Below are 14,255 nucleotides of genomic sequence, written 5' to 3'. Positions count from 1 at the left end.
GCTTTCAGGGAGCAAGGCATCACCCTGCTCCCTTAATCTTAACCCGCAGCACAACGATTTTCTTTCAGGCAAAACCGCTAAACGGTTTGCAATGCCAGCTCCAGCGCCGCAGTACGACTATCTAGCAAGTGCTCTTTGCCCAGCAGATCTATCAACCCCATTCTGGCCAATTTGTTTCTGGCTTCCTCGGTACGTACCACCAAATAAACATGCTTTTTCAGCTCAATCGCTTCAGTAATGGTGTTTTCCACCGCCAGAGAAATCGTGTCATCAATTAACGACACTTCACTCAGATCGATCACCACCGTTTGATGCTTCTCTATTTTTTGGTGTTGTCTGGACAGCGCTTTAGCCAAACCAAAAATCAACGGCCCGCTGAGATACACCAACAAGATCTTGCCTTTGGCTTGATTCAGGATCTCCTGCTCTCTCGGCTTCAATGGCACCTCATCATCGATGTCACTGATCGCCTTAATGCTTTGCGCTTGTGAACGGCTTAACTTCTCAATGATGATGATGTTGGCAACAAACACCCCAACCCCAACGGCAACGATGAGATCAACAAACACAGTCAACAACATCACCGCGTACATGATCAGTGTCGAATACCAGGACACTCGGTGGGAGCGTTTAATAAAGCTCCAGTCGAGAATGTTCAGGCCAACCATGGCAGCAATACCGGCCAGTACGGCCAAAGGGATCACTTCCAATAGGTCTGCGGCACCAAACACCGCAATGCCCAGTACCGCCACCCGCATTACGCCGGATAACGCAGTTCGTCCACCCGCTTGAATATTTACCACGGTGCCCATGGTAGCGCCGGCACCCGGCAAACCACCAAACAGGCCCGACACCAAGTTGCCGACGCCCTGACCGATAAGCTCTTTATCCGATTTATGCTCAGTACGCGTCAGGTTGTCAGCGATCACCGAAGTCAACATCGAGTCGATACATCCCAACATGCCCAACACCATGCCATCGAGGATCATGGTCGTTATCTGATCGGCCGTAAATGTGGGGAATACCAGACCGGGTAATCCCACTTCAATCTCACCAATTCGGCGTACTTCCCCCAAATCGAACACCAGCACGGAGACCAGCGTGATACCCACCAAAGCGATGAGTTGCGGCGGCACCATCGCCTTGATTTTTTTCGGGGTAAAAACCAGCACAGCGAGGGTAGCGAAGGCTAAAAAGATCTCTATGGTGATCGCATTAGAAATCAGCTCAGGCAGGGCTTTAAGTGTCCCCAAGGCTCCGCCACTGGGCGCGGCTTGCCCAAGGAAGGGTGCCAACTGCATGATTAATAAGATGAAGCCAATACCGGACATAAAGCCGGAGATCACGCTATAGGGCATCAAGGTGATGTATTTACCAAGCTTTAGTGCACCAAAGGCGATCTGAAACAGACCGGCGATCATCACCACAGTAAATGCCATGGCAATGCCGTTTTCTGGATCCGTAGCCAGCATATTGGTGATCACTGCCGCCATAATCACTGTCATCGGCCCAGTAGGCTCGGAGATCAGCGTGGGCGTACCACCAAACAACGCAGCGAATAATCCAATCAGCAACGCGCCATAAATGCCCGCCTCGGCACCTGCCCCAGAGGCAATACCAAAGGCCAGTGCCAGCGGCAGTGAAACGATGGCCGCGGTTAAACCACCAAACAGGTCACCGCGGATGTTTTGTAAGCTTATGGCATTAAACACGTTCAATCGTTACCACCCCAATCTAATGCGTAGTTATTCGTATTCTTATTTAGTTTCGAGGGCGAGAGTTTATCCCGTTCGAGGTAGTTTTTCCAAGCAGTGTTAACAAACGGCTAACACCTACTTGTCATATCAATCATCAGGCCACAATTGGCTCTATTCAAATAAGCGATATACGGCTAGTTATCTGGGTTCATTTGCCAATTCAAATTGGTGCTTTTATAAGCACTGCAGGGCAAAAAAACAAAGCGCTCATCAGTCGTTTCGGGAGGACTCAACACGTAATTTAGATTCAAATTAATTAGCTTTTAATTCATGAAATGTAAAGTTAAACGTACCACCTCAAATTATGACAATTTGAATAACAGGTTGATAAACAAGCAAACAAAAGAAAGAATGAAACGGTAAAACATATCCACACTGTAGGTGTGGACATTGATTGTTGTAAGACAGTCAATCACTGAATTAAATTTACACCGAATAGATTCCAAAGGAGTGGAAACCGATGAAGCCATGGATATTGCTTAGCAGTTGTTTAGTAGTGACAGCCTGCGGAGGTGGCGGGGGCTCAGGTGGTGGTACCACCTTACAAGCACTCAACGACAGCTACACAGTCCGTCGCGCCCAGACCATAGATTTAGATCTACTCGCCAACGACACATACAGTGATCGCGCCAACGTAACCATTAACCTACCGCCATCAAATGATTACACACTGGTGGATGGCAAAATCCGTTTTACCGCCCCCGATGCCGACAGCTTCAATATTACCTTCACTTATTCGATTACCGAGGACGGACAAGAGTCAGAAAACGCAACCGTGACGATTGTCGCTGAAGCGGTGCCTCAGCCCGGTCTAATTGACGCAAATAGCGACACAGCAGTCACCACGATTAGCCAGCCGGTAGAGATCGACGTACTCGCCAATGACACCGTTCCCAATGGTGAACTCTCTCTCACTGAGATTTTTCGTGACGCGCGCAATGGCACGGCACAGATCATAGATGGCAAAGTTTTATACACACCAAATGCTGATTTCTATGGCACCGATTACTTCTCATATAGCGTCGAAGATAACACTGGCAACGGATATGGCGGTGTCAACGTATCGGTATTGGTGCAAGCACGTACCGAAGGCAGGTTTCACTCACTGAAAGTCGGCGATGTTAAAGGCTTCTCCCTTGAAGACACAGGCTTTACTATTTCCAGAGAAACCTCCGATGAAGGGTATGCAAATACCGCTGGCGTAGGCGATCTCAACGCAGATGGTTACCAAGACGCCATCATCTGTTACCCAGATGAATCCAGTGCCCCCGAACTTACCGAATTGGAAAAAGCAGGTGAGTGTGAGCTTAAGTTGGGTGCAGACCGCGACAGTTCTCTACGATCCTTCCATCGGCTCTGGGGTACTCAAGAAGCGATGCAGCTGGGGATCAGTGCCAATGCCGCAGGTGACGTCAACAATGACGGCTATGATGACTTCCTAATACAGGCAGGCGAAGGCAACCAACAGCGCTGGTTCCTTATATTCGGCGCTGAAAATTTACCTACCAATCTACTTGTAGGTAGTGAAGCAAACGCTGTGACGCTTGAGCTATCAACATCACAACTGATCCTGGCACTGAGCGGCATTGGCGACGTTAATAACGACGGCTATGCAGATTTCTCGCTGGTAAAACGGGTCGACCTTGCGGATGACACTCAACAAACCCGCTTGCAGATCGTTTTCGGCTCTGAAGCAATACAGGCGAGCAACACACCGCTGGATCTGGACGCTTTCACTCGCCCAGAACAGAGTATTAGCTATGTTGAAGCTGAAACCTTGCCTACGGGGGATCACTTTCGATTCGGCAGCTTTCTTCATCCCATGGGAGACATTGACCAAGATGGTTACGATGATTTCTCTATCAATGCAGCACAAACAGCAGGCCCGAACAGTAATGAAGATGGCTTAATCATTTTGTTCGGTAAGCAGGACTACAGCGCTGAGCCTACCTCTATATCTACCTTAAATAGCGTATATCTGACAGCAGGTACCGTGCCAGTAGAGCCTCGGCTTATTAGCGGTGGTGCAGGTGATTTTAATGGCGACGGGAAGAATGAGGTGCTGGTGCAAGATCAAGAGCAGGTCTACGCCATCGATCTTAGTTTGGATAAACAGGGACGCTTATCGATTTTGGACCCGAACCGACAGATCACCATTATTTCCAGCTTCTTTCGCTACGCTTATCCGAGAAACCTAGGTGATATTAATGGTGATGGTATCGACGATATCTCCATCAACAATGTAGCTAAAAGCCAAAAGCCTTTGCTTCTAATCTACGGGCGATCAGACCTGAGCCCAGAAATATCTGTAGACGATCTAGGAAACCCAGAGCTTACCGATGGCACGGTAGGTGCTGTCATCCATAACTACGCAACGTCCCCCAACCATGACTTCAAAGTTTGGAGCTCGCCCGTCGGTGACATGGATGGCGATGGCTATGCCGATCTACTGATTGGTGGCTACGCGAACGGCGATTACGATACTGACGCTGAATACACTCTATTATTTGGCGCTCGTCACTGGGGGCGTTAATCTTTTCTCCGCTGTGAACGGTAAAAACCGAAGCCCAGTGCTTCGGTTTTTACCACTGCCACTGTCACTGTCACTACCCGATAAAACCGTCCCCCATCAGCACACCCCTTATCACGATCATCAGCGGAAAAACGACCAATTGTTGACCTTATTAAGGTAGATGTGGAATACTCCGCCGCCCTTGGGTTCTCTCACCCCAATCAACAAAAAGACACAGGTCATTTTATGCAGTTTTTACAGCTCACCGAGGCGCAGCGCCGTGGTGTTTTTATTCTGGCAATGTTTCATATTGTCACCATCACCGCCAGTAACTATCTGGTGCAGCTCCCGTTTACCCTCTTTGGTTTTCATACCACTTGGGGAGCGTTTACCTTTCCCTTTATCTTTTTAGCCACCGATCTGACGGTCAGATTAGTCGGTGCAGCGCGAGCCAGACAGGTAGTGTTTCTCGCCATGGTACCCGCTCTGATCGCCAGTTATCTGATCTCTGTACTGTTTTTTGAAGGGCTGTTTCAAGGCGCATCAGGGCTATATGAATGGAATGGCTTTGTTGCCCGCATCGCTTTGGCCAGCTTCTTAGCCTTTGCCGTTGGCCAACTGCTGGATATCTTGGTATTCAACCGCCTACGTCAACTCAAAACCTGGTGGGTTGCCCCGGCAGGCTCCAGTATATTTGGTAACGGTGTCGATACCCTGCTGTTCTTCTCTGTTGCATTCTATGCCAGCTCTGACCCGTTTATGGCGGAGCACTGGTTGGAAATCGCTTGGGTTGATTACGGCTTTAAGTTGATAGTCAATCTGGCACTGTTTGTACCGCTGTATGGCATGCTGCTTAACTATCTGCAGCGACGCTTTTTCGCTGTCCAGCCAGCTTACTAGACAAGCCTCCAGACAAAGAGGCGCGTGCTAATGGATAACTTGCTAAAGGACTGATGGAAAAATGATTAACATCAACTCGAAATCAGCATAAGTGAGCTTTAAATAGAATAATGAGTATTGATAAAGCAGCGTTAAGAACTGCCATATTTTACGGTTTTGGCATTTCGTTTGGGATATATTCCGGCACTTTGATTTGGCAGTGGTTTCGGGAGCGAAGCCATGAACATATGCTATCCGCAGAAGGGATTGGGTATCATTTATTCCTGCTAGTGATTTGCTCAATCATTTCCTATTACAAACTTATTTCAAAGCCTAAAAGCTAAACATCTGTTTGATTGGATGTAATGCTGTTAAAAAGCCGAAGCCTAAGCTTCGGCTTTTTCTAAGCTCAATTGGATAAGTCACCGCGAACAGTTTATCCCCGTGCGTGTCTTTTACTGCGCAAGCAGATAATCCAGCCCGCCCGTCACCGCCGCGATCTGCGCCTGAATACAGTTTTCATCATCTACTTTCGGGCTGTCTGGGTAGACTTCTGTAGTGGTGACAAACGCCGCTTGTGAGAAGCCGCCACATAAAGCCAATTTGGTTTTAGCGTAATTAATCACGCCTTTCTGCTCCAGCGGGGCACCGATAATCATGCCGTTTTCGTCGGGGGGCGCAATATGAGTGACTTTCTCCACCGCATCAATGACTGCCTTCTGAAATTCAGGCACAGGCTTTTCTGTATCACCCACCAGATAAAACCCATCAGGGATATTCCAGTTATCCTGGGTAATACCATCCCTTGCCGCCCGGGCAGGTCGAAACTCAGCATTGTCACTGTCAGTGGTTTCATGCAGGTCGAAGTGGGCATATATATTCACCGCCAGTGATTCTATGTAGGCCATTAGCTGCGCCGCTTCTGGTGAAGGCGAATCGGCGCAAAATGAACGGTTGGGGTCGACCGCATCCGGGTTCCAGCGGTTGATGGTTTCGTATCCCCAAGGGCTGACACAGGGTGCCACCAATATATTGAAATCTTGCTGATACTTTTCCAACTGGGTTTGGGCAAAACGAAGCGCCCCTTGTACCCCACTGGTCTCATAACCATGTACACCGCCGGTGATCAATACCACTGGCTTATCTGCCTGCCACTGTCGGCTTTTCACAATAAACAATGGGTAGGCATCGGCATTCTGCTGCTCAGTAAGAGTCGGCTCAGTTTTATACGGTAAGGCGCCGTACTGAATAAGCTCACCGTGTTCACTTAATTCGCTCAGCTTTTCCAGCACCTCAGCTTGGTAGGAACGTTTAATACGTTGCGCTTGCAGCCATTGCTGCTTCTGTGCTTCGCCCCAGGCTTCGCCCGGCGTACCGATAGGATAATGTGATTGTTGTTCTGTCATAGGGCACCTCTGCTAAGGCGTCACAGAGTAGATAGGTCCGGCTCCCAGTTCAATCTCTAGCGACAAACGCTCTGTGACTGTTTCATCTCAAAAAGCAAAAGAGAGATGGGTGTACGCATTATACAGTGCTAAGCACTAAGGCTTCGATTTTCTATTCAAGTCACCTCATGACGACAACAACAAATCAGTCCAAAACCAGCGACGACGAAAACGATCAAAACCGATAGTCGCTGACGCCAATAACCATCCAAACCTAAATTGCAATCATTCTCATTTGCATCTTATAATGCGAACAAGTTAATGACACATCATTTAATTCCAGTGCCAGCCAATGCTTGGAAGAGATACTTAGTAACAGCTAATCAAAACAAAACATAAGGATAGATATACATGCTGAGGAGTTCGTTGTTTGTAGTTTTAAGCTGCGTAGTGTTATTTGGCATCACAGGCATGTCATCGCTCGCCCAAAGCGCAACAAAAATCGCTCACTCTCAGGGGGAAATTGTTTTCTCTGCGCCGCCTGAGAAGGTCATCAGTTTTGACCTTATTAGCCTCGACACACTTGATGCGTTAGGGGTGGATGTCCAAGGTGCACCTAAGCAATGGGCTAAGGCCGTCGACCCTAAGTATGCTACCGATAGCTACATCAACATTGGTTCGCTACACGAACCAGATTTCGAAGCAATCGCAGCAGCGCAACCTGACTTGGTGCTCCTTGGCCCACGAACGGCAAAAAGCTACCCGATGATGAGCTCGCTTGCGCCCACTATTGATATGACGCTCGATCCCAACCACCTTTGGGACAGCTTCAAGGCTCGTAGCCAAGCACTCGCAAACCTATTCAATAAGCAAGCATTGCTGGAGATAAAACTTACGCAACTGGATACCAAAATCGCCGAAGCACAACGGCTGGCAGCCAGCAGTGGCAACGGCTTATTTATAATGACCAACGGAGGAAAAATAACCGCGTTCGGACTGGGCTCTCGCTTTGGTTGGTTGCATGAAGAACTCGGCATTGAACCTACGATAAAAGACGTCAAAGCGGCCACCCATGGTGACCCGATCTCGTTTGAATTTATCCTAAACACCAATCCAGATTGGTTGTTCGTACTTGACCGCGATGCTGCAATAGGAAAAAACAGTGGTGCCGCACAAGCACTGCTGGACAATGAGCTGATACAACAGACTAAAGCAAGTAAAAACAAGCAGATCGTTTATCTGAATGGCACTAATTGGTATGTGATTGGCGCAGGTTTATCGGCGATGAATGCCAACGTCGATGAAATCTTAAACGCATTGCGCACCCAAACTCAGTCAATCACGCAGTTGTGAAACTCTTCGTATGTGCATCAGGGATTGTACTCCTGCTGATGATTGCCAGTTTATGTATCGGAGGCGCAGACTTTCAGACTAACGGGCTTGAGCTTGTATTCGTATCACGCTTACCCCGAACACTGGCGGTTGTGCTCGCTGGCGTGTCTTTAGCTATCGCCGGCGTGATCATGCAGCAACTCGCTCGCAACCGATTCGTAGAGCCCGGCACCACAGGCGCTGCTGAGTGGTCAACATTGGGCATTCTACTGGTGCTGTTGTTCACACCCGAACTCAGTGTACTAGGCAAAATGATAGTGGCTTGTGTATTTGCGCTAATTGGCACCTCTCTGTTTATGTTGCTACTTAAACGCCTACCCGCCCGTTCCGATATGCTGGTTCCCCTTGCCGGTATCATGTACGCAGGCGTGATCGGTGCTGTCATCACCTTTATTGCTTATCGCGTTGATCTGCTTCAGGCCATTTGGGTATGGATGCAAGGCGATTTTTCGATGATTCTGCGGGGCAGATATGAGTTGTTATGGATAGCCGCCGGCATGTCATTAGTGGCTTATATAACCGCAGACCATCTAACGCTGGCAGGATTAGGCAAACAGGTCAGTACCAACCTAGGGCTGAACTATTCATTGGTCTTTGCATGGGGGTTGATTGTGGTCTCTTTGATCACCGGCGTAACCGTTGTGGTTGCTGGTGCGATCCCTTTTGTAGGCTTAGTGGTACCCAACATCGTCAGTCAGATCCGTGGCGATAATTTAAAGAACAGCATGCCTTGGGTAGCACTAACAGGCGCAGGACTGGTGCTTTGCTGTGATCTATTGGCTCGGTTACTCAGATATCCCTATGAAATTCCGGTCGGCACCGTCACCGGCGTCATTGGCAGTATTATTTTCCTTCATTTGCTGCTAAAGCCCGCACCGAAAGTCAGAGGCGGTGCGGTATGACGCCTTCCGATGTGACAGAGAAATCAGGTCAAATCAGAAATGCACGCTCACGCCCGATACTTAGACTGGCGGTGATATGGGGGCTGGCGGCACTCTGCATTCTGTTGTTTCTTAGCTTGAACATGAAAGCTGGCTGGGAATTCACACTCATGTTTCGCGGTAAAAAATTGCTGACTTTATTGTTAGTCGCTTACACCGTAGGCATTGCCAGTGTTCTGTTTCAAACCATTACCCACAATCGTATTCTCACCCCCTCGATCATGGGGTTTGATGCGCTTTATGTTCTGCTGCAATCGGGGCTTATTTTTCTCTTCGGGGGGATCACCTATACACAACTGTCTCCTTACATTAAATGGACGGGAGAAACCCTCATTATGGTCGGCGCGCTATGCCTGCTATATCAGTGGCTATTTCGCCTAAAGGGCCAGAACCTGCACCTGTTAGTGCTTGTGGGGGTTATTCTGGGGACCTTGTTTCGTAGCCTTTCCTCTTTGATCCAACGAATGTTAGACCCGTCTGAATTTACCCTTTTTCAAGATGCCATCTTTGCCAGCTTTAATTCAGTAGATGGCTATTTACTCACTCTTTCGCTGATGGTTGTCGTTATCAGTTCCCTCCTTCTATTTCGCTACCATTCTCTATTCGATGTTCTGATGCTAGGTAAAGACAACGCCATTAACCTGGGTGTTCCCTATCAACGATCAGTCCTTGCTACGCTTGCACTGATTGCAGTGCTCACCGCACTTTCAACCACGCTCGTCGGCCCAGTGCTTTTTCTAGGGCTTTTAGTCGCAAATCTTAGCTATACATTGGCAGGAAGTGCCCAGCATAAATACTTGTTCCCCATGGTGGCTGGCATTGGCGTGGTCTGTCTGGTGGGTGGCGAGACCATTCTCCAACACGTTCTGCAATTTGAGTCCCGGCTAAGCATCATTATCGACTTCGTTGGCGGTTTGTTTTTCCTTGCACTGATATTAAGAAAGCAACTGAAATGATAGAACTAAAACAGATCGAACTGAGTTATGACAACGCCCTGATCCTTGAACAGATCAACATCAGCTTACGTCCCCAGGGCGTCACTTCAATCATTGGGCCTAACGGGGCGGGAAAATCTAGCCTACTCTCTATTGCCAGTCGTCTGCTAAAACCCAATAACGGTGAAGTATTGCTGGATGGCCACGACATTCATCAAATGGATAGCCAGTTAGTGGCAACACGTTTGGCCATTCTTCGCCAAGAAAACCACATAACGGCCAGGCTAACAGTGAATGAACTGGTCTGTTTTGGCCGTTATCCCTATCACCGGGGGCGCCCAACAGATCATGATTGGCAACAAGTTGAACAAGCCCTTTGTCATTTAGATCTTATCCCCTTACGCGACAGATACTTAGATGAGTTGTCTGGTGGCCAGCGGCAACGCGCATTTATTGCCATGGTATTCGCCCAAGACACGCAATACCTGATGTTAGATGAACCACTCAACAATTTAGATATGAAGCACAGCAGCGGACTCATGAAGCAACTACGGCGAGCCGCTGACGAACTCAATAAAAGCGTGATCCTTGTATTGCACGATATTAATTTTGCCGCCTGTTACAGCGACGAAATTATCGCGATGCGTGACGGCAAAGTGCTTTATCAATTGTCATCAACACAGCTGATGGATAATCAAAAGCTCGCAAATATATATGACATGCCACTGACAGTTGAGCAATTACATGGCAAACCCGTTTGCCTGTATCACCTTTAACCGCCCCCTTTAATAAATCAGGAGCAGAATATGAACCGGCCACCCAACCGCATTTTGGATATTGTCCGCAGCGAACAAATCACGCCACACATGCGGCGTATTTACCTTGGCGGCCCAAACGTTACCGATTTTCCGACGGGTAAAGAGAGTGCCAACTGCAAATTAATGTTTCCTAGAGCAGGCCAAACCATGGCCGACGTACTGAACTTCTCACCATTCGATAAACCAGCAAGAACGGAGAAACCGATAGTACGCACCTATACCATTCGCCAGTTCAACAAAACAGCCGCAGAAGTAGCCATCGATTTTGTACTGCACGAAAACCCAGGACCAGCCTCTTCCTGGGCACTTTCATGTAAACCCGGAGATCAAATTTGTCTGGTGGGTCCTGGGCCGGATAAGTTAGTGGACTTCTCAGCAGACTGGTTTCTGTTTGCCGGCGATATGACCGCCCTACCAGCCATTTGCGCCAATCTGGAACAGTTGCCAGCCAATGCAAAAGGCTACGCCGTACTGGAGGTATTATCAGATGAAGATATCCATCAGATTTACGCCCCCGCTGAAATCGAGGTTATTTGGATCATCAATCCCAAACCATCACCCGAACAGTCACCACTAACAGAACAAGTAAAACGATTAGTCTGGCTAGACGGATCTCCAGCCGCTTGGGTTGCAGGTGAAGCATTAAGCGCAAAACAGATACGCCGCTATTTAAAAAAAGAGCGAGGCGTAGAACCTGACAGACTGTATGCCAGCGCTTACTGGCAAATGGGGTTAAATGAGGATCAACATCAACAGAAAAAGCGCTCTGAATCAAACTAACCATGTAACGCATATTTGAGAGCTATTACATAGCTATCTACCCTAACAAAACTCGGTAGTTACCAAATCAAACTTAAGCTAGAACATGCAAAGGCACGATAAGCCGCGCCTTTACATGGCTTTTTGATTAGAAACGAGCAGCCACATTGACAAACACACTGCGGCCTTTTTCGACATAGCCATATTCGACAACGTCTTCGTCCAACTCTTTATCGCCGATATTATTGATACCGCCACGCACTTCAAAGGTCTCGTTAATCGTATATCCGGCGCCAGCGTTCCATAGGCTGTAACCGCTGACATTATTAGCAGCGATCACTTGTTCACCGATATAGGTATAGCGAACAAAGGTATAAAGCGGATCTGATACCTGCCAGTTCAATGTGATGTTCACGTTGTGTTCAGGCGTTGACTCCAAGGTATCACCTGTCTCATCGTCTTCGGCATCGGTATAGGTCGCGTTCGCATCAATATCCAGATTATCGATTAATTGATACCAAGCACTGAGCTCAACCCCTTTAACGGTGGCATCGTCGATATTTTGATAAGTGATCACAGGCACACCGTCGATCATATCCACGGCAGTGGTCTGATCCCGTTCAATTTTATCTTCAATATCATTATGAAACGCTGTGATATTAAACGCCGCTACGCTCGATTGATAAGCGACACCAAATTCATAGGTGGTGGATGACTCCGCATCTAAGTCAGCGTTGCCTCGCAGCCAACAGCGCCCGCCGCAACTAATTAGTTGATAATCTTCACTCAGTTCCAACATTCCCGGCGCTTTAAAGCCTTCACCGACCCCTGCTTTAACCACCCACTCATGGGTTAAACTGTAAACAGCGTAAGCGCGGGGACTGAATTCACCACCAAATACTTCATGGTCGTCATAACGACCACCCAAGGTTAATGACAGATCGCCATACTCAACTTCATCTTGAATAAACACGGCGTACTGGTCTTGTGAAATATCGCCATTGATCAGGTCCCGCGGGTTATCAAGTTCTGAATCTCTGTACTCAGCACCGACCACAATTGAATGCTCAGCCAGATCGGTGGCAACCCAACCATCTAAGGTTAAATTGGTTTGGGTGATGTCACCGGTGTCGTAAAGATCACTAGAATCGGTCAAATCAACCTCTTCACGGTACGCCCTTAGCTGGGTATCAAATGCATCCCACGAGCCTTCGTGGGTCACACTTAAATTCAAACGATCAGTGTCCTGATTAGTTTCAACCACAGAGCCACGAGCAGCCCAATGGGCAGTTCGCTCATCTTCACTATAGATAGCTTCAAAAGTCAGCATTTGCTGATGTGACAACTGCCAGCTGAGGGTAGCTAACGCATTCAGCGCGTCTCGCTCCTCTATCGCATCCACTTCTGGCATATCGTCCGTTTGCCAGTCATCTTGGGATAGTGCTTCGACGATCACCGTGGCACCGACGGTCTCAGAAAGCTTACCACTCAAGTACGCATTGCCCCGGTTAAGGTCTCCTCCCTCTCCTGTCGTAATCTGTTCACGTAGATAAGAGATCTCGCCTGTGGTTTCAGCCCCCGGCTTCTTCAAAATCACATTAACCACACCGCCCAAAGCGTCGGCACCATAAAGTGAAGACATCGGGCCACGCACCACTTCAATTCGCTGCACAGCGGTCATTGGGATAGTTGATAGATCGAAGTTGTTTCCGCGGATCAATGCATCATGGGAGTTAACACGGCGGCCGTTGATCAGCACCAACGTATAGCTACTGTCCATACCACGGATACTGATTTGACCACGACCATAGCCGGTGGTCGGTTGAAAATTAATACCAGTCGTCGATCTGATCGCCTCACCAATGTTGGTTGCGCCTATTTTTGCTAGCTCTTCCGCGGTAATAATCGACACAGACGCTGGTGCAGTGAACTCATTATGCTCGGTCAAGCTGGCGGTAACAACAATATGCTCAATATCGTCATCAGATACACCTTCAGCAACAACGGCACCAGAAAAACAGCCAACAAAAGCGCAAGCTAGCAACGATTTTGACAATTTAGGCAATAACTTAGACATGTTTACTCCTTAATCATAGATATTGCTTAATTGTTACATAACACCCAACAAGATCGCAATACAAACAACAATCATTCTCATTCGTATTACCATGATGACCTCATTCATAACAACTGAACAAGGGTTATCACAATGCTCCCTGACAATTTCCATGCCGGTCTGCTACCGAAATTGGCCAATCTAAGCATCGCGTCTGCTTCGAAACAAAGCTGGATGCAGCTAGCGATGCCGCAGGAAGAGCTCGCGATAAAAAATTCGGTCCCAAAACGGAAGCGGGAGTTTCGTGCAGGCAGGCATACCGCAAGAGCCGCTTTAAAGCCGCTGGGATTTACGAGCGATGTAGTCATCCCAATGGGAATAAATCGACAACCCATATGGCCAGACGGGATCACGGGCAGTATCAGTCATACCTCAAATCTCTGCGTCGCTGCCTGTGCTAGAACGTCCCATTATTTGAGTGTGGGGGTTGATGCTGAAATGAATAAGCCCTTAACTACGGCAGTCGCTTCGCTTACGCTCACCCCTGCAGAGCAAGCGATGCTGGAACAGTATCCAGACCTGCCAAACACCCTATTCTTTAGCGCCAAAGAGGCGATCTTTAAGGCCGCCTACCCTTACATAAAGCAATATTTCAACTTTCAACAAGCAGAGCTAACGCTGGATAGATCCCAGCAGCGTTTCACGGCATCACTGGACGAACAGATTGCCGCACTACTACCTCCACATTGCTGTTGGCAAGGCCACTATCGAATCAACAAATCTCATATAGTGACGCTTGCCTGCATCGTCATGGGCTAGCT

11 protein-coding genes are annotated in these 14,255 nt (G+C 48.2%); 8 read left to right on the top strand and 3 right to left on the bottom strand.

Annotated features, from left to right (window positions below; all coding sequences use genetic code 11):
* Positions 1 to 77: 77 nt before the first annotated feature.
* A complete protein-coding gene (locus tag EZV61_RS09215) occupies positions 78 to 1,718 on the bottom strand; it encodes a SulP family inorganic anion transporter (protein ID WP_130567028.1) in 1,641 nt (546 codons plus the stop codon).
* Positions 1,719 to 2,217: 499 nt separating this feature from the next.
* Here EZV61_RS09215 and EZV61_RS09210 point away from each other — a divergent pair, with 499 nt between their 5' ends.
* Together EZV61_RS09210 and EZV61_RS09205 are read left to right on the top strand one after the other, a co-directional pair.
* Positions 2,218 to 4,290 (top strand): Ig-like domain-containing protein, encoded by a 2,073-nt coding sequence (locus EZV61_RS09210; protein WP_131415177.1) that lies wholly within the window; start codon positions 2,218 to 2,220, stop codon positions 4,288 to 4,290.
* Between the two features lie 225 nt (positions 4,291 to 4,515).
* Positions 4,516 to 5,169: a 7-cyano-7-deazaguanine/7-aminomethyl-7-deazaguanine transporter gene (locus tag EZV61_RS09205; protein WP_131415288.1), complete on the top strand. Its 654-nt coding sequence runs from the start codon at positions 4,516 to 4,518 to the stop codon at positions 5,167 to 5,169.
* Between the two features lie 434 nt (positions 5,170 to 5,603).
* Here EZV61_RS09205 and EZV61_RS09200 read toward each other — a convergent pair whose 3' ends face one another.
* Positions 5,604 to 6,554: a M14 family metallopeptidase gene (locus tag EZV61_RS09200; RefSeq protein WP_131415175.1), complete on the bottom strand. Its 951-nt coding sequence runs from the start codon at positions 6,552 to 6,554 to the stop codon at positions 5,604 to 5,606.
* A 450-nt stretch (positions 6,555 to 7,004) separates the two neighbouring features.
* Between EZV61_RS09200 and EZV61_RS09195 the strand changes: the two genes are divergently transcribed.
* Genes EZV61_RS09195 through EZV61_RS09175 form a run of 5 tightly spaced genes read left to right on the top strand, consistent with a single transcriptional unit; the run spans position 7,005 to position 11,399 of the window.
* A complete protein-coding gene (locus EZV61_RS09195; protein ID WP_131415286.1) occupies positions 7,005 to 7,886 on the top strand; it encodes a siderophore ABC transporter substrate-binding protein in 882 nt (293 codons plus the stop codon).
* Between the two features lie 38 nt (positions 7,887 to 7,924).
* Complete coding sequence (locus EZV61_RS09190) at positions 7,925 to 8,827, top strand: ABC transporter permease (RefSeq protein WP_131415173.1); 903 nt, start codon at positions 7,925 to 7,927, stop codon at positions 8,825 to 8,827.
* Positions 8,824 to 9,822, top strand: a complete 999-nt coding sequence (locus tag EZV61_RS09185; protein ID WP_131415171.1) for an iron chelate uptake ABC transporter family permease subunit — start codon at positions 8,824 to 8,826, stop codon at positions 9,820 to 9,822. Before EZV61_RS09190 ends, EZV61_RS09185 begins: the two co-directional genes overlap by 4 nt.
* Positions 9,819 to 10,577 carry an iron ABC transporter ATP-binding protein gene (locus tag EZV61_RS09180; protein ID WP_131415169.1) on the top strand — a complete coding sequence of 253 codons (759 nt, stop codon included), beginning with the start codon at positions 9,819 to 9,821 and terminating at the stop codon, positions 10,575 to 10,577. The genes EZV61_RS09185 and EZV61_RS09180 overlap by 4 nt, the downstream gene beginning before the upstream one ends.
* A 30-nt stretch (positions 10,578 to 10,607) precedes the next feature.
* Positions 10,608 to 11,399, top strand: coding sequence for a siderophore-interacting protein (locus tag EZV61_RS09175; protein ID WP_131415167.1), 792 nt, complete (start codon positions 10,608 to 10,610; stop codon positions 11,397 to 11,399).
* A gap of 127 nt (positions 11,400 to 11,526) precedes the next feature.
* Here the strand turns inward: EZV61_RS09175 and EZV61_RS09170 are convergent, their stop codons facing one another.
* Positions 11,527 to 13,455, bottom strand: coding sequence for a TonB-dependent receptor domain-containing protein (locus EZV61_RS09170; RefSeq protein WP_131415165.1), 1,929 nt, complete (start codon positions 13,453 to 13,455; stop codon positions 11,527 to 11,529).
* Positions 13,456 to 13,587: 132 nt separating this feature from the next.
* Between EZV61_RS09170 and EZV61_RS09165 the strand changes: the two genes are divergently transcribed.
* Complete coding sequence (locus tag EZV61_RS09165; protein WP_131415163.1) at positions 13,588 to 14,253, top strand: 4'-phosphopantetheinyl transferase family protein; 666 nt, start codon at positions 13,588 to 13,590, stop codon at positions 14,251 to 14,253.
* Positions 14,254 to 14,255 lie beyond the last annotated feature (2 nt).

The sequence above is a fragment of the Corallincola luteus genome (assembly GCF_004336975.1).
GTDB lineage: Bacteria > Pseudomonadota > Gammaproteobacteria > Enterobacterales > Neiellaceae > Corallincola > Corallincola holothuriorum.
This window is presented reverse-complemented; position numbering and strand designations above follow the sequence as displayed.

Bases quoted from the DNA above. Each gene is read 5' to 3' on its own strand.
- EZV61_RS09205 (WP_131415288.1), top strand. From the start codon at position 4,516: ATGCAGTTTTTACAGCTCACCGAGGCGCAGCGCCGTGGTGTTTTTATT.
- EZV61_RS09185 (WP_131415171.1), top strand. From the start codon at position 8,824: ATGACGCCTTCCGATGTGACAGAGAAATCAGGTCAAATCAGAAATGCA.
- EZV61_RS09190 (WP_131415173.1), top strand. From the start codon at position 7,925: ATGATTGCCAGTTTATGTATCGGAGGCGCAGACTTTCAGACTAACGGG.
- EZV61_RS09210 (WP_131415177.1), top strand. From the start codon at position 2,218: ATGAAGCCATGGATATTGCTTAGCAGTTGTTTAGTAGTGACAGCCTGC.
- EZV61_RS09170 (WP_131415165.1), bottom strand. From the start codon at position 13,455: ATGTCTAAGTTATTGCCTAAATTGTCAAAATCGTTGCTAGCTTGCGCT.
- EZV61_RS09200 (WP_131415175.1), bottom strand. From the start codon at position 6,554: ATGACAGAACAACAATCACATTATCCTATCGGTACGCCGGGCGAAGCC.
- EZV61_RS09175 (WP_131415167.1), top strand. From the start codon at position 10,608: ATGAACCGGCCACCCAACCGCATTTTGGATATTGTCCGCAGCGAACAA.
- EZV61_RS09180 (WP_131415169.1), top strand. From the start codon at position 9,819: ATGATAGAACTAAAACAGATCGAACTGAGTTATGACAACGCCCTGATC.
- EZV61_RS09195 (WP_131415286.1), top strand. From the start codon at position 7,005: ATGTCATCGCTCGCCCAAAGCGCAACAAAAATCGCTCACTCTCAGGGG.
- EZV61_RS09165 (WP_131415163.1), top strand. From the start codon at position 13,588: ATGCTCCCTGACAATTTCCATGCCGGTCTGCTACCGAAATTGGCCAAT.